Source organism: Raoultibacter timonensis (assembly GCF_900240215.1).
Taxonomy (GTDB): domain Bacteria; phylum Actinomycetota; class Coriobacteriia; order Coriobacteriales; family Eggerthellaceae; genus Raoultibacter; species Raoultibacter timonensis.
In genome coordinates, this window is the sequence record NZ_LT964681.1 from 929,821 (window position 1) to 947,156 (window position 17,336).

Genomic DNA, 17,336 nt, shown 5'->3' on the forward strand with positions numbered 1-17,336 from the left:
GCTACCTCCCCCCGCCCATCGTTGCACCGACTGCCGCAGGGCAGCGGCAGGCCAACGAAACGTTTTCGGATGCAGAAGGCATGATCTCGGCGATGCTGCGCTGCTCAAGATCGATGTATTCGGCCACTTTGGCTACAAGGGGCTCAACCATCGAACCGCCTCCGCAGGTGTACACGGTGTCGATCGTCGTCTCGGGATTGTTGAACCCGTAGAAATTGAGGGCGCGGCCCACTTCCACGGCAATGGACTCGCATACGCCTCGGATTGCCTCAAGATCCTTCTCGTCCCGAAGCCCTGCCTGCCGATAGCCGCTTGCCGCATGAGCGTCGAGGCCATGGAGTTCGCCGAGCGCGCGATCGAAATCGATCATTCCGATCTCGATTACGCGAGACACGTCGTAGGCGCCGTCGGCGAAGAAATGGAGTTGCGTTGTGGCGTGGGAGAAATCGATTATGCAGCAGTTTGCCCGAGCCGAAACGTTGCCCCTCACGAGATTCTGCAATGCCGCAGCGGTTGGCAAAGCGATGGCGAGCTTCATGCCAGCGCGCGAGAACATGCGCGCATAGTCGTTTATCACCTGCTTCGATGCCGCAACAGCCAGCAGATCCATGACTTCAGGGGTACCATCGGGAAGCGCCCTTGTGCCCACGACGGCATAGTCGTAGAAGAACTTATCTTTGCCCTGTGTGATGTAGTCGCGAAACTCGTAGGGCAGGTTGATCTCGAGGTCGCGCACGCTCATGGCGGGCATCTGGATCCGCCGCGTTACGCAATCTGCCTGCGGAATCACAAATGCCGCATGCTTCGTCATACCACCCGATCGCCTTGCGGCAGCCTTGATGAAATCGGCCATGGCTTCGAAGCTCGTTATGCGCCCCTCGGACATCAGCCCCTCGGGCAGCTCTTCGAGCGCGATTTTTCTTATGGAACCGCCGTCGCAAACGGCCATCTTAAGCGTGCTGCTCCCGATATCGATTCCTGTATACGTTTTTCCCATACGCGCGATCTTCCGTTTCTCATTCACCCGCACCGTTGGCGTTCATCCACCGAAACGGCTCGGTATTACATAAACAACCCCACGTACCACGTCATGCACGGGGAGCCAATCAAAAGCGTCAGCACCGTGGCCACGGCTATCGCCGGACCGAACGGTATCGCCCTTGTTTTGAGGCTTTCCAGCTCCCCTGGGCCGCCATCGGATTCGTTAAGAACGTCCGAACCCGGCAACCCGCCGGAAAGCCTCAAAACAAACGCGATGATAATCCCGATAAAGCAAGCCATGAGCAAGCAGAACAGCCCCAGCGGCGCACCGAGGAACAGCCCCGTTACAAACAACAGCTTTACATCGCCGCCGCCGAGCGATTCCCTTTTCGTCACCTGCTCGAACAAAAGCGAAAACGCGAGAATGCCCCCGCCGAGCAACAAGCCGCCCGCAACGCCATCGGCCAGCACCGGCAGAAACCCGTCACCGAATTGAGTCGCAAAATCGCTACCTGGCCAAAAACCTTGCGGCGGAACGCCCATAAACCACACCGTGAAAGCCCACGTCGCGATTCCCGCCAGGATAAACCCGTTGGGTATCGTGTACGTGTCGGCGTCGACCAGCGTGACCCCGCACAAAATGCATGCGAGCACACCATATGCCAGCGCCTGAACGGTAAATCCGTACACGAACACAATCGCAACGAACACCGCCGCCATAACGATTTCGACAAGCACGTAGCGCACGGGGATGCGCTTTTTGCAGTGTCGGCATCTGCCACGCAGCGCCACCCAAGAAACGATTGGGATGAGGTCGACCGCCGACAACTGCTCCTTGCAGCGCGGGCAGTAGCTTCGTCCCGAAAGAACGCTCTGCCCCCCGACAAGCCGCCATGCCAGACAGTTCATAAAACTTCCCATGCACGCCCCCAGCACCGCAACGAGAGCCAGAAGGTACGTTGCGAGTGCAGGGGCTATGTCGAATAGAGATGTGGTCATGCGGTGTTAAGACTGCTCCATATTTCTACATTCGTTCGCAAAAACCGAGGATAGAAGAAATCCTAGCTTTTGTCCGTTTCGCCGCCATCCGAACCGCCGGTGGATGAACCAGTGGTGCTAAGAATATTGTCCTTCTGCTCTGGGGCGTTCATATCAACGCGAACTGACGTTTTCCCGTTTGATTCGGTTAAGGTAACCGTATACTTGTATGTATAGGCATCGTTTTCGCCCACTTCGTTCCCATGATCGTCGTAATAGAAGTATTGAGTTGCAAGACCCGTTTTTTTCGAAGTTTCTGCCAGCTGGTAAGCCGTCAAAGCTTCGGACTGAGCGGAGCGCGCGTTCGCAATCCCAACCGCAGCCTGAGCCTTATCCAACGCTCCCGTGAACAGCGGCACTGCGATCGCAATCAACACCAGCAGAATCGCTACCACAATGAGGAGCTCGGCCAGCGTAAAGCCGCCTTTCTCCTCGCGCACGCGCTTGATCATCTCTTTCATGACACTTCCTTTCTTTCTGCTCGGCCTGTCGGCCGAACAACAATCCTCAATCCCGGCATTCCCTATCCGGATCCTTCTATCTGCACGATGCGATGCTCGGCCGTCCGTGTTCGGCCTCCCGCTACATCGACGCATACATCGAAAACATCGGCAGGTACAACGCGATAACGATGAAACCTGCGAAAACCGCCATCAGCACCAACAGCGCCGGCTCGAGCAGCGAAAGCGCCCGATCGGTCACGCGCTGCGTTTCAGTGTCGTAGAAGCTGCCCACCGTTTGGAGCGTTTCCTCCAGCTCGCCCGTCTGTTCGCCTACCGAAGCCATCTCGATCAGCGTACGCGGAAAATGCTCCGCTTCGCCCATGCACTCGCCCAGGCTCTTGCCTTCGGTCAAACCAACTTCCATCATGCTCACCTCGCTTGAAAGCACATGGTTGTTGAGCACGCGAGACGTCACCTGGATAGCGCGGGGTATCGGCAGGCCAGCCGCAATCAGCGTCGCCATGGAGTTTGCGAATTCCGCGGCACCTGAATACACCGAAACCACGCCGAGGATCGGCGCTTTGAGCTTCATGAGGGCGAACACGGTCTTGCCCGATTCGGTACGCCCGTAAAGTTTGCACCCGGCAACGATGAGGGCGATAACCAAGATCACCCACAGGATGTTCTGCCGCAGCCACGACGAAGCGTCGATGAGAAACTGCGTCACCCACGGCATTTCGCTCCCGAGCGACGAGATCATGCTCGTCATGGATGGAATAACCATCACCATCATGACCGCAACCACGATCACCGCGATGATAAGCACGAAAATCGGGTAGGTAAGCGCACTCGCCACCTTCGCCGCAACCTTCGAGCGCTTGTCGTAATACGTATGCAGCCGCGCGAACGCTTCGGGCAGATGACCGCTCTCCTCACCCGAACGCACGGTTTCGATGAACATGTTCGGGAGGCTCTCGCCCTTGTTCTCGAGGCTGTCGGCAAAACCGTGACCGGCAGCCACATCCGAAGAAGCATCGGAAAGCACGCGCTTGAGATACTTGTCGGTGGTCTGGTCGGCCACGAGCGCAACCGCTCTTCCGATCGGCAGACCCGCTTTCAGGATGATGGAGAACTGCGAGCACATGATCGCAAGGTTCTTGAGTTTGGCTTTGGGCTTGGTGATATCCATGGTAAGGAGGTTCTTGCGCTCGCGCACAAGCTTAACCTCCTGGACCACGCGACACTGAGCCCGCGCGGCCTCCATTGCCCCGATCTCGTCGAACGCCTCGACGACGCCCGTTGCAGGCATGCCGCCTTCGGTGATTCCTTTGTAGGTGAATGTCGGCATTACAGCGTGTTCTTCCTTATGTAGTCTTGGTCATGGGCGTTCTCCCGCGCGGTTTCGGAATCGATCGCGCGGGCGCGGTAGAGGTTGAGAAGCGCGTTGTCCATCGTCACGCTGCCTGCCGCCGCCGAAGTTGCAAGCGAACTGGCAATCTGGGGCGTCTTGCCCTCGCGGATGAGGTTGCGGATGGCGGGCGTGACCATCATGAGCTCGCATGCGAGCGAACGGCCCATGCCATCGCGGCGCGCAAGCAGCTGCTGCGAGAGCACGGCTACCAAGCACGTCGAGAGCTGCATGCGGATCTGGCGCTGCAAACCCTCGGGAAACACGTCGACGATGCGGTCGATCGAATCGGCTGCTGATTTAGTGTGCAGCGTGGCAAGCACAAGGTGGCCGGTTTCCGCAGCAGTGAGCGCCGTTTGGATGGTGTCGAGATCCCGCATCTCGCCGATCAGGATGATATCGGGGTCTTCGCGCAAAACGGCACGAAGCGCATTGTGGTAGCTCTCGGTATCCTGGCCGATCTCTCGCTGAGAAATGATCGACTGATCGGGCTTGTACACGTACTCGATGGGATCCTCCATCGTGATGATGTTCTCGGCACGCGTATGGTTGATGCGATCGATCAAAGCGGCGAGCGTCGTCGATTTGCCGCTCCCCGTTTCGCCGGTGACCACGATAAGCCCGCGCTGCATGCTCGGAAAATCCATGACCGCAGGCGGAAGGCCCAGCGTTTCGAGCGGGGGTATCTCGTCGGAAAGCAGACGGAGCGCTGCGCTTACGTTGCCCTGCGCGCGAAAGAGGTTGATGCGGATGCGCACACCGGCAATGGTGCGGGCAAGGTCGATCTCGCCGATGTCCTTCATTGCCTCATAGCGCTCCCCGGCAAGATCGCGCGCGATAAGCTCGCATTCTTCGCGGGTCAACGTCTCCTCGGTTGCCGATATGAGCTTGCCGCCCACACGGAACTTGACGGGCAAACCGCAGACGATATGGATGTCCGACGCGTTAACGTCGTGTGCTTGGTTTATCAGGTGAGCGATATTCATGGGTACGCCTTACTCCAACGCCGTCATCGTTTTGCGGGCTTCCTCAACCGTGGTCGTTCCTCCGAGCACGAGCCTTTGAAGGCCGTGCTGCATGTTCTGGTATTTACCCGTTGCCTCTATCGCATCTTGCAGTGCTTCGCGCGTAGCGCCGCCCGTGATGCGCGAGCGCAGATCGCGGTCGAGCATGAGGATTTCGAACACACCGGTTCGCCCGCGATACCCGGTGTTGAAGCACATGGGGCATCCGGTTCCACGGTAGAACTTGATGGACGGATCGGGTGAAAGGCCGAGCATGGCCAGATCCTCTTCGTCGGGCGTATACGCTTCGCGGCAATGGGGGCATACGCAGCGAACCAAACGCTGAGATACGATGCCGCGCACGCCGCTCGCGATAAGGTAGGGCTCCACCCCGATGTCGATGAGGCGGTCGATCGTCGAAGCCGCATCGTAGGTATGCACCGTCGAAAGCACGAGGTGTCCGGTAATGGCCGAGCGCATGGCTATCTCGGCGGTCTCCCCGTCGCGGATCTCGCCGACTGCCACGATATCGGGATCCTGGCGCAGCACCGCACGCAAACCCTCGGCGAAGGTCATGCCCACCTTCTCGTTGATCTGCACTTGGTTGACGCCATCGATGTTGTACTCGACGGGATCTTCGAGCGTAACGAGATTGACCGCATCGGTATTGAGCTCGCGGATCATCGTGTACATGGTGGAACTCTTACCCGATCCCGTGGGGCCGACGATCAGAACCATGCCGTTGCTCGCGTTGATGAGCGTGCGGTATTTCTCGAGATCGCCGCCCGCCAAACCGATTCCCTCGGCCTCGAGAAGCTTCTCGTCTTTATCGAGCAGGCGGATAACCACCGTTTCGCCGTGGATGGTCGGCAGCGTTGATATGCGCAGATCGATGTCCTGTTTCTTGATGCGAACATTCGCACGGCCATCCTGGGGAATGCGCCGTTCCGAAGTGTTCATCGTGCCCATGATCTTCAAGCGGGCGATAACGCTTTGCTGCAGCTCCTTCGGCACCGTAAGGATGGTGCGCATGATGCCGTCGATGCGCATGCGCACATGCATGTCGGCTTCGCGCGGCTCGAGGTGAATGTCGCTCGCACGCTCGGTGGCCGCCCGCTCGATTATGCTGTTCACCAAGCGCACGGTCGGCGCGCTTTGCGCATCGGCATCGTCGCCGAGCGTCGAGGATGTGAACGTGGTCGCCTCATCGCTCGTCTTGACTTCGCGCTTCATCTCTTCGATGGCGCGCGCGGCACCCTCGTTGCCGTACAGCGTCATGATGGCGCGCTGGATCGCATCGTTGGTCGCCACCATAGGCACCACGCGTTTGCGCGATGCGGTCTTCACCGCCTCGATAGCAAGGAAGTTGAGCGGATCGCTCATGGCCAAGAACACCTCTTCGGGAGTTGCCTTGACCGGCACAACGCTGTACGTACGCGCGACATTCTTCGAGATGACCCTGCTCATCTCAGGATCGATATCGTATTGGGAAAGATCGATGAACTCGATGCCGAGCTGCATTTGCAGAGCCTCGATAAGCTGCGCTTCGGTAATGATGCCCTCGTCGATGAGGACCTCGCCCAATCGGCGGTTCGAGCCCTTTTGGTGAGAAAGAGCCAAATCGAGCTGATCGTTGCTGATCAGCCCTGCATCTATAAGTAAGTCGCCGAGACGCTTGTATGCCATAGCCTTATCCTATCCACGCTACCGTCATGGCGGTTGACGCAATGACGGTGTCGCGTCCTTGTTGTTTTATATCGATCCTGAAATCCCACGTATTTTTCTTACCATTATCAGTTTTATCATCGTTAAACGCCACATCAAATACCTCTACGGTTAAACCGTGCGACGAAGCGACGAGCAGCACCGGATCGAATGCTGAATCGTCCCCCGCATTCTGGGAAACGAGCACGATGCCGCTGCCGTCGGCATCGTTGCCGATCGCGACCGGTTGCTTAGTCGTTGGGCTTACGAATGTCGGACCTGCCCCCGTAACCTCAACCGACGAAGCAAACGCCAGCTCGTCGCCCACCTCTTCGACCGCGCGGGTCAGCAGTTCGTTCGCACGCGTGGACTCGTTTGCGAGCCGGTACGATTGAAATGCCGTATTCAAGCCAACGGCAATCACAACGCACAAAAGTCCGAGGAATACGATGCTGATCAACTGCTCGGCAAGCGTAAACCCGCGCGTATCGTGCAGCCGCCTGCAAAGCTTCGGCCTCGCTCCGCAAAGCGATGGGCGCAAGCGCAACCGAAAACGGTTAACGGAGGCTGTATGTCGAGAAAAACGGCTCATGCGCAATTCCCTTAGAATTCCGCTGCTTCGTAGCAAGCGAAGCCGTCGGATTCGTAGAGGGGAACCTTCCATGCGACGCTATCGCTTGTCGAAGTGCCGAGCTTTCCGTCACTCGAAGTGATCGACACGTCGATGTTGCCCTGCGCGCCACCCTTGCTTGCAAGATTACTCTGGGCGGCATATGCGCCGCTCATCGCCGCTTCGCTTTGCGATGTTACCTTCGTAGAGGTTACGACCATCGTCGCAAGCAACGTAGTGGCAAGAACAACGATGAGCAACGCAATGAGTACCTCGGCAAGCGTATCGCCCGCAACCGAGGCAAGCTTCCCGCTTAATGCCGAGGGCATGCTTGCATGCTTCCGAGTGCTGCGCTTCATGTCAACCGACCTCCTGCAAGGTCGATCCGAGCTTCACCATCTTCGGAGACCCCCACGATATGCTTGTCAAAGAGCCGTCGCTGTCGAATGTCGGCGTTGCCTGCATCGTCAATTGCAAGTTGTAGAGGCTTGTTTGGTCGACGGCGCCGTTCACAAACCCTTTGAGAGAGAAAACCACAACGATATTGAAGTCGCGATCGAATGTCACTTGCGCATATACGGGGTCAACTGGTTGCTCGCCCGTAAGAGATGTCGCTTTCACGGTGAACGTCGCGGGAATGGTGTATGATTCGACGTTTCGCTTCGGCCAGATCTCATCGCCGTAATTAACCCACAAACTTTTGATGAGACTTTTCGTCGGGTAAGTCGGATTAACGGCAGCGTCAACACCGTAAACGCTGTTGACAAAATCTGGCTGCCCACCATCCCCCAGCACCCATTCCGCCGAGCTGCCGTTGAGCCAATCCGCCCAGAGGCCCGCCGCGCTTGTCACGGTATACTCCGCCTGCTGCGTCTCCTTGTACGTGGCCACCGTCTTTGCGTTCACCGAGGCCGCCGTGAGAATAATCGATCCGACAATCGCGCATATAAGAAAGAACGCAAGCGCCAAGACGACCGATGAACCCGAAGTGTCTTCGAGCTTTCCGATCGGTTTCCCAAACCCACGGCGGATGACAGGAAATCTTTTCGACAGCAGCCGAACGCTCATTGCTGCACCACCGCCTCGCCGGGCGGTTCGGCGGCATTATCCTCGGGTTCGGCATCCTGGAAAACTGCAGGCTCTTCTTCTTTTGAACTTGAGCCGCCTCTTTCGGCAACAGCTCCTTCGCCTTCCTGGTCGGGTTCTTTGTCCGAGGAAGCGACAGCGTCGCGTGCAGTCTTTTTTGCAGCCTCAAGCACATCGTAAACCGTATCCGAACCCACCTTGAGCGTAATGCCGCTAAACGTGCAGGTAGCATCGAATTCGATTGTGCTTGTACCCGCCAATCCACCGTAGAACAAACCGCGTTCCCATTTGGCATCGTACTGCTCGTTGGCAACTTGCATGCTCACATTGTTCGCCTCAACGCTGCTGCATGAGCTTTTTTCCCCTGATATGTCACCGATTAGCGCGCCCACCGACATCACGCCTCGGTCATCGCGGAAAATCGTGTTCGTCTTGGAACCGGTGCCTATATTCACATCGTCAACCTTGCAGTCCCTTATAGTCGTATCAATAGCCTGACCTCCAAGGGCTCCGATCTTGGGGTTGCTGTTCCATACGCCGCCGTTCTTCCTTGACGCGGTAAAGTTAATCGACTTTACCGCGCAATTCGATACTTCGCTCATGGTGGCGCCGCCGAAAAGCGCGCCCCATCCCCGTATCGAGTCGGTTCCGAATGCGATGTCGATCGAGGGGGATACCTTTTTACCGTCCCTTACTGCGCTATCTCCCTCGATTACGCAATTGCTCATGGTGCAATTCGACATGTAGCCCACGAGTATCCCCGCGTGGGAGAACGGGCTGAGAGTGTCCCACGTATACGAATCGTCGACAAAGTCCGAGCACTTGATTTCAACCTTCATGTTCTTTATTTCAGCATGCTTCTTTTCGGTTCCCACCACCTTCGGAAACATTCCGCTGCCACGGCCCAGCGCAGTATCCCCACCGTTGACAACGTAATAGCTCCACAAGCAATACTGGATGTTCCTGATGGAGTTTCCTTTATCGCTGCCACCGTCGTAAATCCCAGAGAACTCGTGATCGAGTTTGAGGCTTACCCTCAAGGCAGGATCGGAGGTATCTTTCATATCGATGGTATGCGTCTGCAAAAAGCAGTCGCCCACATAGCTCGCTTGCACCTTGTCGAGCAGCGAAAGCGTCCCGATGAATTGGGTAGCGTGTCTGACTTGCCACGGATTGCTCTCGGAATCGCCCCAGGTGTCTGCCTTTTTCTCTTCCTGTGCGACTTCGGAGGATTCAACCGCACAGGCGAAGTTGGCATTGACCGTATACTGGTATTTCTGGTTTCCGAGAATCGGCAGCGTAAACGCTCCCGTAAGGTTGCGCGCCTTGGCGGCGTTGCCGCGCGCCGTCACCTGATACGCTTGGTATTGAACGCCCTTGATCGTAACCGCTTTCGCTATGGTGGCCACCGACATATCGTTGCCTGAAACCTTCGGGGCTTGAGGAGCATTCATAGCGGTGGGAACCAAGACGTAATAACCCCAGCTTTGTATGGCCGCATCGTTTTCAAGCAAGCTTTCGATCTTGCTTTGACTAGAAGTCAAGTAACCCGAATAACCCATTACCTGGTTGCCGTCCTCCTTGGCCCCAAACTCCAAATACATCATGCCAATGCCCGCATCAACGTATTCGGCATACAGAGACGTTCCCACGTAGCTGAGCTGATCATGGTATTGCCCGAGCAGAGTTCCAGCTTCAACGGCTATCGAGCCGACGTTTTCCGGCCTTGTTTCATCGGTCGTCCAATGCGAGAAAAGCTTGGTGAGCTTTCCCGAATCATCCTTAATCGGATCGGCAGCCTCGATCTCTGCGACTTGCTCATCGTCCTGCAACGAAAACGGAACGTACTGGGGAACCGTGCTGGCGGCGGAGTAATCACCATCGGCTTCGGTCATAGCGTAGTATTTGAGCAGGCGATAAAACAGGTAGTCCTGATCGTAGCGAAACTCGAAATCGGCGACCACGTTTCGGCCGTCCTTCGTCGAAACCAAATAGTTGCCGTACTTCGAACCGTCTCCGTGATTGTTCACCATGGCTTGCGGGTATACAACGTCTTCCGCTCTTGAGAAATACCACAGCGCCGTGTTGGTCGACTCGTTATCCTTCGCAGAAAGGTTTCCGTCAAAGCCATACCCTGGGGTAATCGCATAATATATGCGAATATCGCGCTTATCCGTAGGAAACGCCTTGTTGTCATAGGAATACTGACCTGATTCGGTTTTGCGTGCTATAGACCACATTGCAACCGACGACGCGCAGCCGAATTCGCCCTCGAACGCCGCACGGAATACCGCTCCGTGATTAACCCCTCGGGCACCGGTGGCGAGGTTGTCCGCCATCTGAGCGATAATGGTTGGGATTAAGCCGCCTTGCCCGGAACCGCCGTAAACGCTTTCCTTTCCCGTAAAGAAGACACGCGCCTCGTCGACGCTCGGCGCAGTGCGCACATATAGCGTCAGCGTTTGATCGCCGATCCCCAGATCCGATTGAGCCTGCTTAAGCGCTACCGGATCGATGTTCAGCGTCATGATTCCCGAAGTGCCATCCCCATCGTTAAGGGGAACGTTCTCACCGTTTCGTGTTACGCCTACACTTGACGCAAGCGTGCTTCCAGAACCCGTCCACTGCCACTTGTTGTCAATCAGATAGCCGATACGTTCTTTTCGGCTCGTCTGAGGATCAGACCCAACGCCGATCCACAGCTCGTGGATTTGGTAGTAGTGGACGTTGCGCTTGCTGCTCGTATACGAACCAACCGAAGCTTCAATCGATACTTCGTCCAATATCGCTTGGTCGACGCTTATGCTAGAACCTGAGTACCGTTGGTATGCCGCCTCGGTGTTTCCGGGTTTTCCATCGTCCACGTCCGTCAATGCCGCATCGGTGCCTGCAATTTCATGCTCTTCGGTGCATGGCTTCATGTTATCGAGCACCAGTGGTTTTCCGCTTTTGGGTTGTGCCTTTACTTCGGGGGAAGCATACGTGCCGGTTATGTGCGAACCGCCGGCTTCGCCTTCGGGGTTCGCAGGGTCGGTCACCACAACGCTCAGCTTCGTAATCGGTTCAGGCCATTTGATATACGCCGTCGAGTCCGTAGGGACAAATGGTTTTTGGCCGGTTCGAACAGTAGCGGTTACCTTAACCGAATCGCCATAAGTGAACCCCCCCCCGAGTGCTTTCAGGTTTACGTCTGACGATGATTTAAGCATGTCGAGGTTGAACCTGTATACATCGGCTCCCTGATCGACCGCGATCGCATCGTCGCGATTGACGACGACGTAAAGAGCCGTGTTGTCGTCGTTGTCGTATAGGCTCAAATTCTCTTGATCGAGGTTCACGCCCGCCAGATACGTTCCCGTGTATGTATCTCCCTGCAAACCGGCAAACGCAAGCGTAGCCGTTGAGCCGTCTTCCTGATTTTCAAAATAAACCTCTAAACTCGTAAGCCATTCGGGATGCTTCGACAGGTTTGCATCTTGAATGCACAGCATGCCGTCTTCATCGACCCAGATGTTCGGATTGGCGAGCGCCACTTCGTTCGTAGCTCCCGCAGGCGTACCGCCGAAGTACCCGATCATGGGGTCGGCCTTGATGCGCGCATCCTGGATACGGCCGACCTCCGACGTCATCGATGCATAGTAGGCCTGCGCAGGCTTCGTCTCTCCGATATCCGCAGGTGCCGTTTGGAAGAAACCCGTTCTCCCATCGGTGTAGAACACCCCGAACACCGTCGCGGTTGAGAGGCTGTACTCGATCAAGTAATCGCCGTTGCGCACCGCTGCGTCGATCGATCCCGCCGGGATGATTCCAGCGGTTCGTGCTTGGTCGGCGGTCATGTAATAGAGATCGTTCTGTTCGGGATGGTTATCGACAACCCCGGACGGAACGTTCAACGCATTCTGATCTCCCGTGGGAAGCTGCGGGGAGTCGCCGTCGAAAAGGGCGAGCCACGTTCCCGACACCTTCATCGAAGTCATCTGCTGCTGGGCGGTTACGGCAATGTCGCTCGCAGCCGCATCGAGCTCGAGCATGCGCATGTTGCGTTGGATGTTCGATATAGAGGGAGCGGCCAAGGCCGCAAGAACCAAGACTATTGCAATGGCTAGCAGCAGTTCGGCAAGGGTGAAACCCTGAGTATTCCTATCCCGGTCAAGCATAAACCAGCATCTGTCTCCGCCCACAGGAGCGCCCGCGCCCCCGTATACCTCATCAATTTCATTAATGATTAGTATACAACGTGGTATTTAAGAAGACGCTAGTTTAGCTTAACTGCCCCAAAATAGCCACCGTTTCCTTATGTGCTTTCTCAACGTCGGGCATCGAACGGCGGGCGGCATCTATATTGCCTGATCGGAGCGCTTCGGTGACGGGCTCCAAAACAGCGAAGTACGATGAGAACGACAGGTTCCCAACTACACCTTTAAGCGTATGGGCAACGCGAAAGCCCTCTTCGGCATCCCCTGCTTCAATCGCTTGGGTAAGCAGGTCGTAGTGCTCGTCGTTCAGGTAGCGGAAAATGAACTTCTCGAACATGGCGGCATTGCCTCCGAAGCGGTCGACTCCGCCACGATAGTCGATGCCATGAGCAATCAACTCGTCGATCTGTGTATCGTCCAGCATGCGGTCTTTCGCCTCCCGTTCGGCCTTCCGTCCCTTACGATCATGCAAGCATCACATCCTTCGCATGGAATATAAAGTATACGGCTCGAACAAAAAAGGGACCCGCAAAGGCCCCTTTTGTTAAGCATTTGTCATTCGCCCGCCAACCGCTTTGAGCGAATCGGCAGGCGTGCAACGCAAAGCTATCCGAAGATCAGCTCGCGCTCCTCGCCCGTCAACGCCGCGCGGGCTTGGTCGCGCAGGTTGTTCACGCCGATGAAGAACTGCCGCATCATGACCACCATGAGGTAACGGCCCTTCGGGGTGAGCGTGAGCTCGTTGTCGTTGTCGGTCGCAAAGGCGCCGGACGCCTTCATGAACGCCATCTCCACGGGAAGGCCGCGCTCGACCGTGCACCCGAAATCGTGCTCGAACTGCTTCTTGTCGAGACGCAGCCCGAAAAGCTGCATCATGAACCGGTAGCGCATCCGATCGGGCTTCGAAAACGTGGTCTTGCCCATGAGCGACATACGGCCCGATTCGATGGCCTTGTTGTACTCGTTGACCGAGAACGTGTTCACGTACAGCGATTCACCCAGATACGTGATGCCGCCGCTGCCGATTGCCGGGTATTCCTCGTAATCGACCACATACTCGTCGATCATGACGTCTTCGCCCGACTCTGCAACCTCGGCCTTATTGAACGTCCATGCGCTGCCGTGCTTGAACAGCGGATCCGGACCACCGGCCAAAAGCTCGTCGATGATCTTGTAGAATCGTTGCTCGCGCTGGTAATCCACCTTGCCGACCGTTTTAGCGAGCGAGCGGGCCACCGACGGCGAGGCCATCAGCGGGTAGAACGTGGTCTGGCTCGTGCCGCTTTCCACCACGCGCTCGATATCGCTGATGAGGACATCCTCCGTCTGCGCAGGGAAGTTGAAGATCATGTCCACGTTGAGCGAGGTGAAGTACGGGCTCGCCTCGCGGATGCGCTCGAGGATCTCCTCGCCGCACCCGTACTTGTCGAAGCGATCCATCTGCTTCAGCAGTCCGTCGTCGAAGCTCTGCACGCCCACCGACAACCGCTGCACCCGGCCCTGCAGCTTATCGAGGTAGGACGGGATGAGGTGGTTCGGGTTCGTTTCGCTCGAAACCTCTTTGATGGAGAAGGTCTCCTTCGCGAGGTCGATCGTATCGCACAGCTCGTCGATCATGATGGTGGGAGTGCCGCCGCCCACGTACAGGCTCTCGAAATCGTAACCGAGATCCTTGAGCATGAGCATTTCTTTGCGCATATTCTCGAAGTACGGCACCGCGCGGTCCTCGTTGAAGGGGAAGCGGTTGAAGGAGCAGTACGGGCAGAGCCGCTCGCAGAACGGCACGTGCATGTAGAGCATATAGGCCTGCCCCGGGGTAGGCGCAGGAACAAACGCGTCCTCGGTCGGCTCAAGTTTAAGGTAGCTTTTCGTGCATTGGCCTACAACGGTGGAAAGCATTCGTTCGGATAGCATACCGGCTACTCCCAAGCTCCGCGGCCCGATGCGGCGCGCTTGCCGATGTCGGTGCGGTACTGCTTGCCTTCGAAATTGATGAGGTCGACGGCATCGTAGGCAAGTTCGCGCGCATCGTCGAAATCATCGCCCAAGGCCACCACGTTGAGCACGCGACCCCCTGCCGTAATGAGCTCACCGTCGTTGTTGAGCGCGGTTCCCGCGTGGAACACCGTGACGCCCTTGAGATCCTCGGCCTCGTCGATGCCGAGGATAACCTTGCCCTTTTCGTACGAGCCCGGATACCCCTCGCTCGCAAGCACCACGCACACGGCCCAGGCATCCGACCAAACGAGATCGATGTCTTCCGAGCGACCCTGCGCAACCGCGTACATGATCTCGACAAGATCGTTTTCGAGACGGGGAAGCACCACCTGCGTCTCGGGATCGCCGAAGCGCGCGTTGAACTCGAGGACTTTGGGGCCCTCGGGGGTCAGCATGAATCCGCCGTACAGCACACCGCGATAATCGTGCTCGAACGGTTCGCGAGCCGTCGCCGCAGCGGCAACCTGCATGATGCGCTGCATCTCGGCAAGCTCTTCGTCGGTCACGATCGGCACCGGCGAGTACACGCCCATGCCGCCCGTGTTCGGGCCGCGATCGCCGTCGAACGCGCGCTTGTGATCCTGCGCGGTGGTCATGCAGAACGCTTTGCCGTTCGTGACGAACGCGAGAAGCGAGCATTCGGGACCGGTCAGGCACTCTTCGATGAGCACGGTGGATCCCGCCTCGCCGAACTCGCCGTCGAAGCAGCTGCGAACCGCATCCTCGGCAACCTCTTCGGTCTCTGCGACGAAAACGCCCTTGCCAGCCGCCAATCCATCGGCCTTCACCACAATAGGAGCGCCGAGCTCTTCGATGTAAGCGAGTGCGGGCTCGAGCTCGGTGAAGCTCGCATAGCGCGCAGTGGGAATGCCGTTTTCATCCATGAACTGCTTGCTGTAGGTTTTGCTGCCCTCGAGGCGCGCGCCTTGCGCATCGGGGCCGAACACGGCAACACCCGCTTCGCGCAACACGTCGGCCACGCCCGCCACGAGTGGCGCTTCGGGGCCGATCACCACAAGATCGATATCGTGATCGCGAGAAAAGCCGAGCACGGCAGCGCCCGAGTTGACATCGAGGGTGGCTATGTTTTCGGCAATTTGAGCAGTACCCCCATTGCCGGGAGCCACGAACAGCTCATCGCAATTCGGTGATTTCGCAAGCGCCCAGGTAATCGCATGCTCGCGACCGCCGCTTCCCAAAACCAAGATGTTCACTGCTTGTCCTTTCCTCTTGTTCTATACGAACAAATGTTTCACGTGAAACATATCGATCTCTGCTCTGCGCCGTACCATCTTTGCCCAGGTGGACGGCGCCTGAAACGCTTGGCTGCGCGAGACCGCGCAAACCTGCCGCATCTTCGGTTTACTTGACGCTCTGCCATCCGCGCAGAATGGTCTGGTCGCGATCGGGGCCGACGGCGATAATCGAAATCGGCACACCGGTGATCTCCTCGAGGTACTCGACATACGCCTGCGCGTTTTCCGGCAGCTCCTCGAACGTCTTGCACCCGGTGATATCGACACCCTTCCAACCGGGAAGCTCTTTGTAGATGGGCTTGGCATGGAAGAGCACGCTCTGCTGCATGGGGAAGTAATCGTAGGTCTTGCCCTCGCACTCGTAGGCAACGCATACCTTGATGGTCTCGAACGCGGAGAGCACGTCGAGCTTGGTGAGCGCAACGTCGGTGAGACCGTTTACCTCGGCTGCATAGCGTCCGATGACCGCATCGAACCACCCGCAGCGGCGCTTACGACCGGTGGTTACACCGAACTCGCCACCAACCTGGCAGAACGTCTCGCCGACTTCAGCCTCTTCGGGGGCGCCGCCATCCTCGGCGTAGCGCTGCTCGGTCGGGAAGGGGCCGCCGCCCACGCGGGTGACGTAAGCCTTCTGGATGCCGAGCACCTTGTCGATGGCCGTAGGTCCCACACCGCTTCCCGTAGCCGCGCCGCCAGCGCAGCACGACGAAGACGTCACGTAAGGATACGTTCCGTGGTCGATATCGAGAAGCGTTCCCTGAGCACCCTCGAACAGGATGTTCTTGCCCTCGCGCAGCGCATCGTTCAAAAGCTGCGCCGATTCGGTCATATGGGGTTTGAGGATACGTGCGTAGGGAAGGTACTCTTCGCAGATCTCCTCAACCGTGTAGGTGGGCATGCCGTAGATCTTCTCGAGCACGGGATTCTTCTGGGCAAGCGCCGTTTCCACCTTAAGGCGGAAGATCTTCTCGTCGAGCAGATCCTGGATGCGGATGCCCTTGCGGGCGGCTTTATCCTGATAACACGGCCCGATGCCGCGCTTGGTGGTTCCGATCCTGTTCTCTCCGAGGCGCTTCTCATCGGCGCCGTCGAAATCTTTGTGGTACGGCATGATGACGTGCGCATCGCAGGAGATGAGCAGCCGCGCGCACGAGATACCCTCGGCTTCGAGCATGGCCATTTCCTTCACGAGCACGCCGGGATCGATTACGACGCCGTTGCCGATGACCGGCACCGCGTTCTCGTACATGATCCCCGACGGAATGAGGTGCAGCGCAAGCTTGCGATCGCCGTGAATGACGGTGTGCCCCGCGTTGTTCCCCCCTTGGTAACGGACGACATAATCGTAATCGCTCGAAATCATGTCGGTGATTTTGCCTTTTCCTTCGTCGCCCCACTGGGCGCCGACGAGAACCGTACTGGGCATGTCGTTCGTTCCTTTCCCTGGCCGCGCGAACGGGGTCTTTCCCGAACGTCGGCGGCCGCGCATATGCGAGCCCTCGCTCGCCTTACCTCAGCAAATTCCGATTATAACAATCTATGGGGTGATTTCCGTAGCCAATGGGGTCGAATGGAGTATTCCACATTCCTTGTGCATAGGCTTTTTATG

At 57.4% G+C, this 17,336-nt stretch carries 14 protein-coding genes; all 14 read right to left on the reverse strand.

The window, feature by feature from the left end; translation table 11 throughout:
* Position 1: 1 nt before the first annotated feature.
* The 14 genes from pilM to C1722_RS16010 all read right to left on the reverse strand — a co-directional run bounded on the left by pilM (position 2) and on the right by C1722_RS16010 (position 17,153).
* A complete protein-coding gene (gene pilM, locus C1722_RS15945; protein WP_102380308.1) occupies positions 2–997 on the reverse strand; it encodes a pilus assembly protein PilM in 996 nt (331 codons plus the stop codon).
* 65 nt (positions 998–1,062) lie between these two features.
* Positions 1,063–1,980, reverse strand: a complete 918-nt coding sequence (locus C1722_RS15950; RefSeq protein ID WP_102380309.1) for a prepilin peptidase — start codon at positions 1,978–1,980, stop codon at positions 1,063–1,065.
* Between the two features lie 62 nt (positions 1,981–2,042).
* Positions 2,043–2,480, reverse strand: coding sequence for a type II secretion system protein (locus C1722_RS15955; RefSeq protein WP_102380310.1), 438 nt, complete (start codon positions 2,478–2,480; stop codon positions 2,043–2,045).
* Between the two features lie 121 nt (positions 2,481–2,601).
* Positions 2,602–3,810: a type II secretion system F family protein gene (locus C1722_RS15960; protein WP_102380311.1), complete on the reverse strand. Its 1,209-nt coding sequence runs from the start codon at positions 3,808–3,810 to the stop codon at positions 2,602–2,604.
* The gene (locus tag C1722_RS15965; RefSeq protein ID WP_102380312.1) at positions 3,810–4,856 is read right to left on the reverse strand and encodes a type IV pilus twitching motility protein PilT; all 1,047 of its coding nucleotides are present in this window, start codon (positions 4,854–4,856) and stop codon (positions 3,810–3,812) included. Before C1722_RS15965 ends, C1722_RS15960 begins: the two co-directional genes overlap by 1 nt.
* A 9-nt stretch (positions 4,857–4,865) precedes the next feature.
* Complete coding sequence (locus C1722_RS15970) at positions 4,866–6,560, reverse strand: GspE/PulE family protein (RefSeq protein WP_102380313.1); 1,695 nt, start codon at positions 6,558–6,560, stop codon at positions 4,866–4,868.
* Between the two features lie 4 nt (positions 6,561–6,564).
* The gene (locus C1722_RS16735) at positions 6,565–6,906 is read right to left on the reverse strand and encodes a hypothetical protein (protein ID WP_146040708.1); all 342 of its coding nucleotides are present in this window, start codon (positions 6,904–6,906) and stop codon (positions 6,565–6,567) included.
* 275 nt (positions 6,907–7,181) lie between these two features.
* On the reverse strand, positions 7,182–7,517 hold the full coding sequence (locus tag C1722_RS15980; protein WP_146040709.1) for a hypothetical protein: 336 nt from the start codon (positions 7,515–7,517) through the stop codon (positions 7,182–7,184).
* Between the two features lie 31 nt (positions 7,518–7,548).
* Entirely contained in the window at positions 7,549–8,256 is a 708-nt protein-coding gene (locus C1722_RS15985) for a hypothetical protein (RefSeq protein ID WP_102380316.1), read from the reverse strand.
* Positions 8,253–12,431 carry a prepilin-type N-terminal cleavage/methylation domain-containing protein gene (locus tag C1722_RS15990; protein WP_102380317.1) on the reverse strand — a complete coding sequence of 1,393 codons (4,179 nt, stop codon included), beginning with the start codon at positions 12,429–12,431 and terminating at the stop codon, positions 8,253–8,255. Before C1722_RS15990 ends, C1722_RS15985 begins: the two co-directional genes overlap by 4 nt.
* 103 nt (positions 12,432–12,534) lie before the next feature.
* Complete coding sequence (locus tag C1722_RS15995) at positions 12,535–12,894, reverse strand: Hpt domain-containing protein (protein WP_219724330.1); 360 nt, start codon at positions 12,892–12,894, stop codon at positions 12,535–12,537.
* Between the two features lie 182 nt (positions 12,895–13,076).
* Positions 13,077–14,384, reverse strand: a complete 1,308-nt coding sequence (locus C1722_RS16000; RefSeq protein WP_102380319.1) for a coproporphyrinogen III oxidase family protein — start codon at positions 14,382–14,384, stop codon at positions 13,077–13,079.
* Positions 14,385–14,389: 5 nt separating this feature from the next.
* On the reverse strand, positions 14,390–15,682 hold the full coding sequence (gene purD, locus C1722_RS16005) for a phosphoribosylamine--glycine ligase (RefSeq protein ID WP_102380320.1): 1,293 nt from the start codon (positions 15,680–15,682) through the stop codon (positions 14,390–14,392).
* A gap of 148 nt (positions 15,683–15,830) precedes the next feature.
* Positions 15,831–17,153 carry an adenylosuccinate synthase gene (locus C1722_RS16010; protein WP_102380321.1) on the reverse strand — a complete coding sequence of 441 codons (1,323 nt, stop codon included), beginning with the start codon at positions 17,151–17,153 and terminating at the stop codon, positions 15,831–15,833.
* Positions 17,154–17,336 lie beyond the last annotated feature (183 nt).

What these genes read in the sequence shown, in the direction of transcription:
- C1722_RS15965 (WP_102380312.1), bottom strand. Translation starts at nt 4,856, where the DNA reads ATGAATATCGCTCACCTGATAAACCAAGCACACGACGTTAACGCGTCG.
- C1722_RS15970 (WP_102380313.1), bottom strand. Translation starts at nt 6,560, where the DNA reads ATGGCATACAAGCGTCTCGGCGACTTACTTATAGATGCAGGGCTGATC.
- C1722_RS16010 (WP_102380321.1), bottom strand. Translation starts at nt 17,153, where the DNA reads ATGCCCAGTACGGTTCTCGTCGGCGCCCAGTGGGGCGACGAAGGAAAA.
- C1722_RS15960 (WP_102380311.1), bottom strand. Translation starts at nt 3,810, where the DNA reads ATGCCGACATTCACCTACAAAGGAATCACCGAAGGCGGCATGCCTGCA.
- C1722_RS15950 (WP_102380309.1), bottom strand. Translation starts at nt 1,980, where the DNA reads ATGACCACATCTCTATTCGACATAGCCCCTGCACTCGCAACGTACCTT.
- C1722_RS16000 (WP_102380319.1), bottom strand. Translation starts at nt 14,384, where the DNA reads ATGCTATCCGAACGAATGCTTTCCACCGTTGTAGGCCAATGCACGAAA.
- C1722_RS15985 (WP_102380316.1), bottom strand. Translation starts at nt 8,256, where the DNA reads ATGAGCGTTCGGCTGCTGTCGAAAAGATTTCCTGTCATCCGCCGTGGG.
- C1722_RS15955 (WP_102380310.1), bottom strand. Translation starts at nt 2,480, where the DNA reads ATGAAAGAGATGATCAAGCGCGTGCGCGAGGAGAAAGGCGGCTTTACG.
- C1722_RS15990 (WP_102380317.1), bottom strand. Translation starts at nt 12,431, where the DNA reads ATGCTTGACCGGGATAGGAATACTCAGGGTTTCACCCTTGCCGAACTG.
- C1722_RS15995 (WP_219724330.1), bottom strand. Translation starts at nt 12,894, where the DNA reads ATGCTGGACGATACACAGATCGACGAGTTGATTGCTCATGGCATCGAC.
- pilM (WP_102380308.1), bottom strand. Translation starts at nt 997, where the DNA reads ATGGGAAAAACGTATACAGGAATCGATATCGGGAGCAGCACGCTTAAG.
- C1722_RS15980 (WP_146040709.1), bottom strand. Translation starts at nt 7,517, where the DNA reads ATGCCCTCGGCATTAAGCGGGAAGCTTGCCTCGGTTGCGGGCGATACG.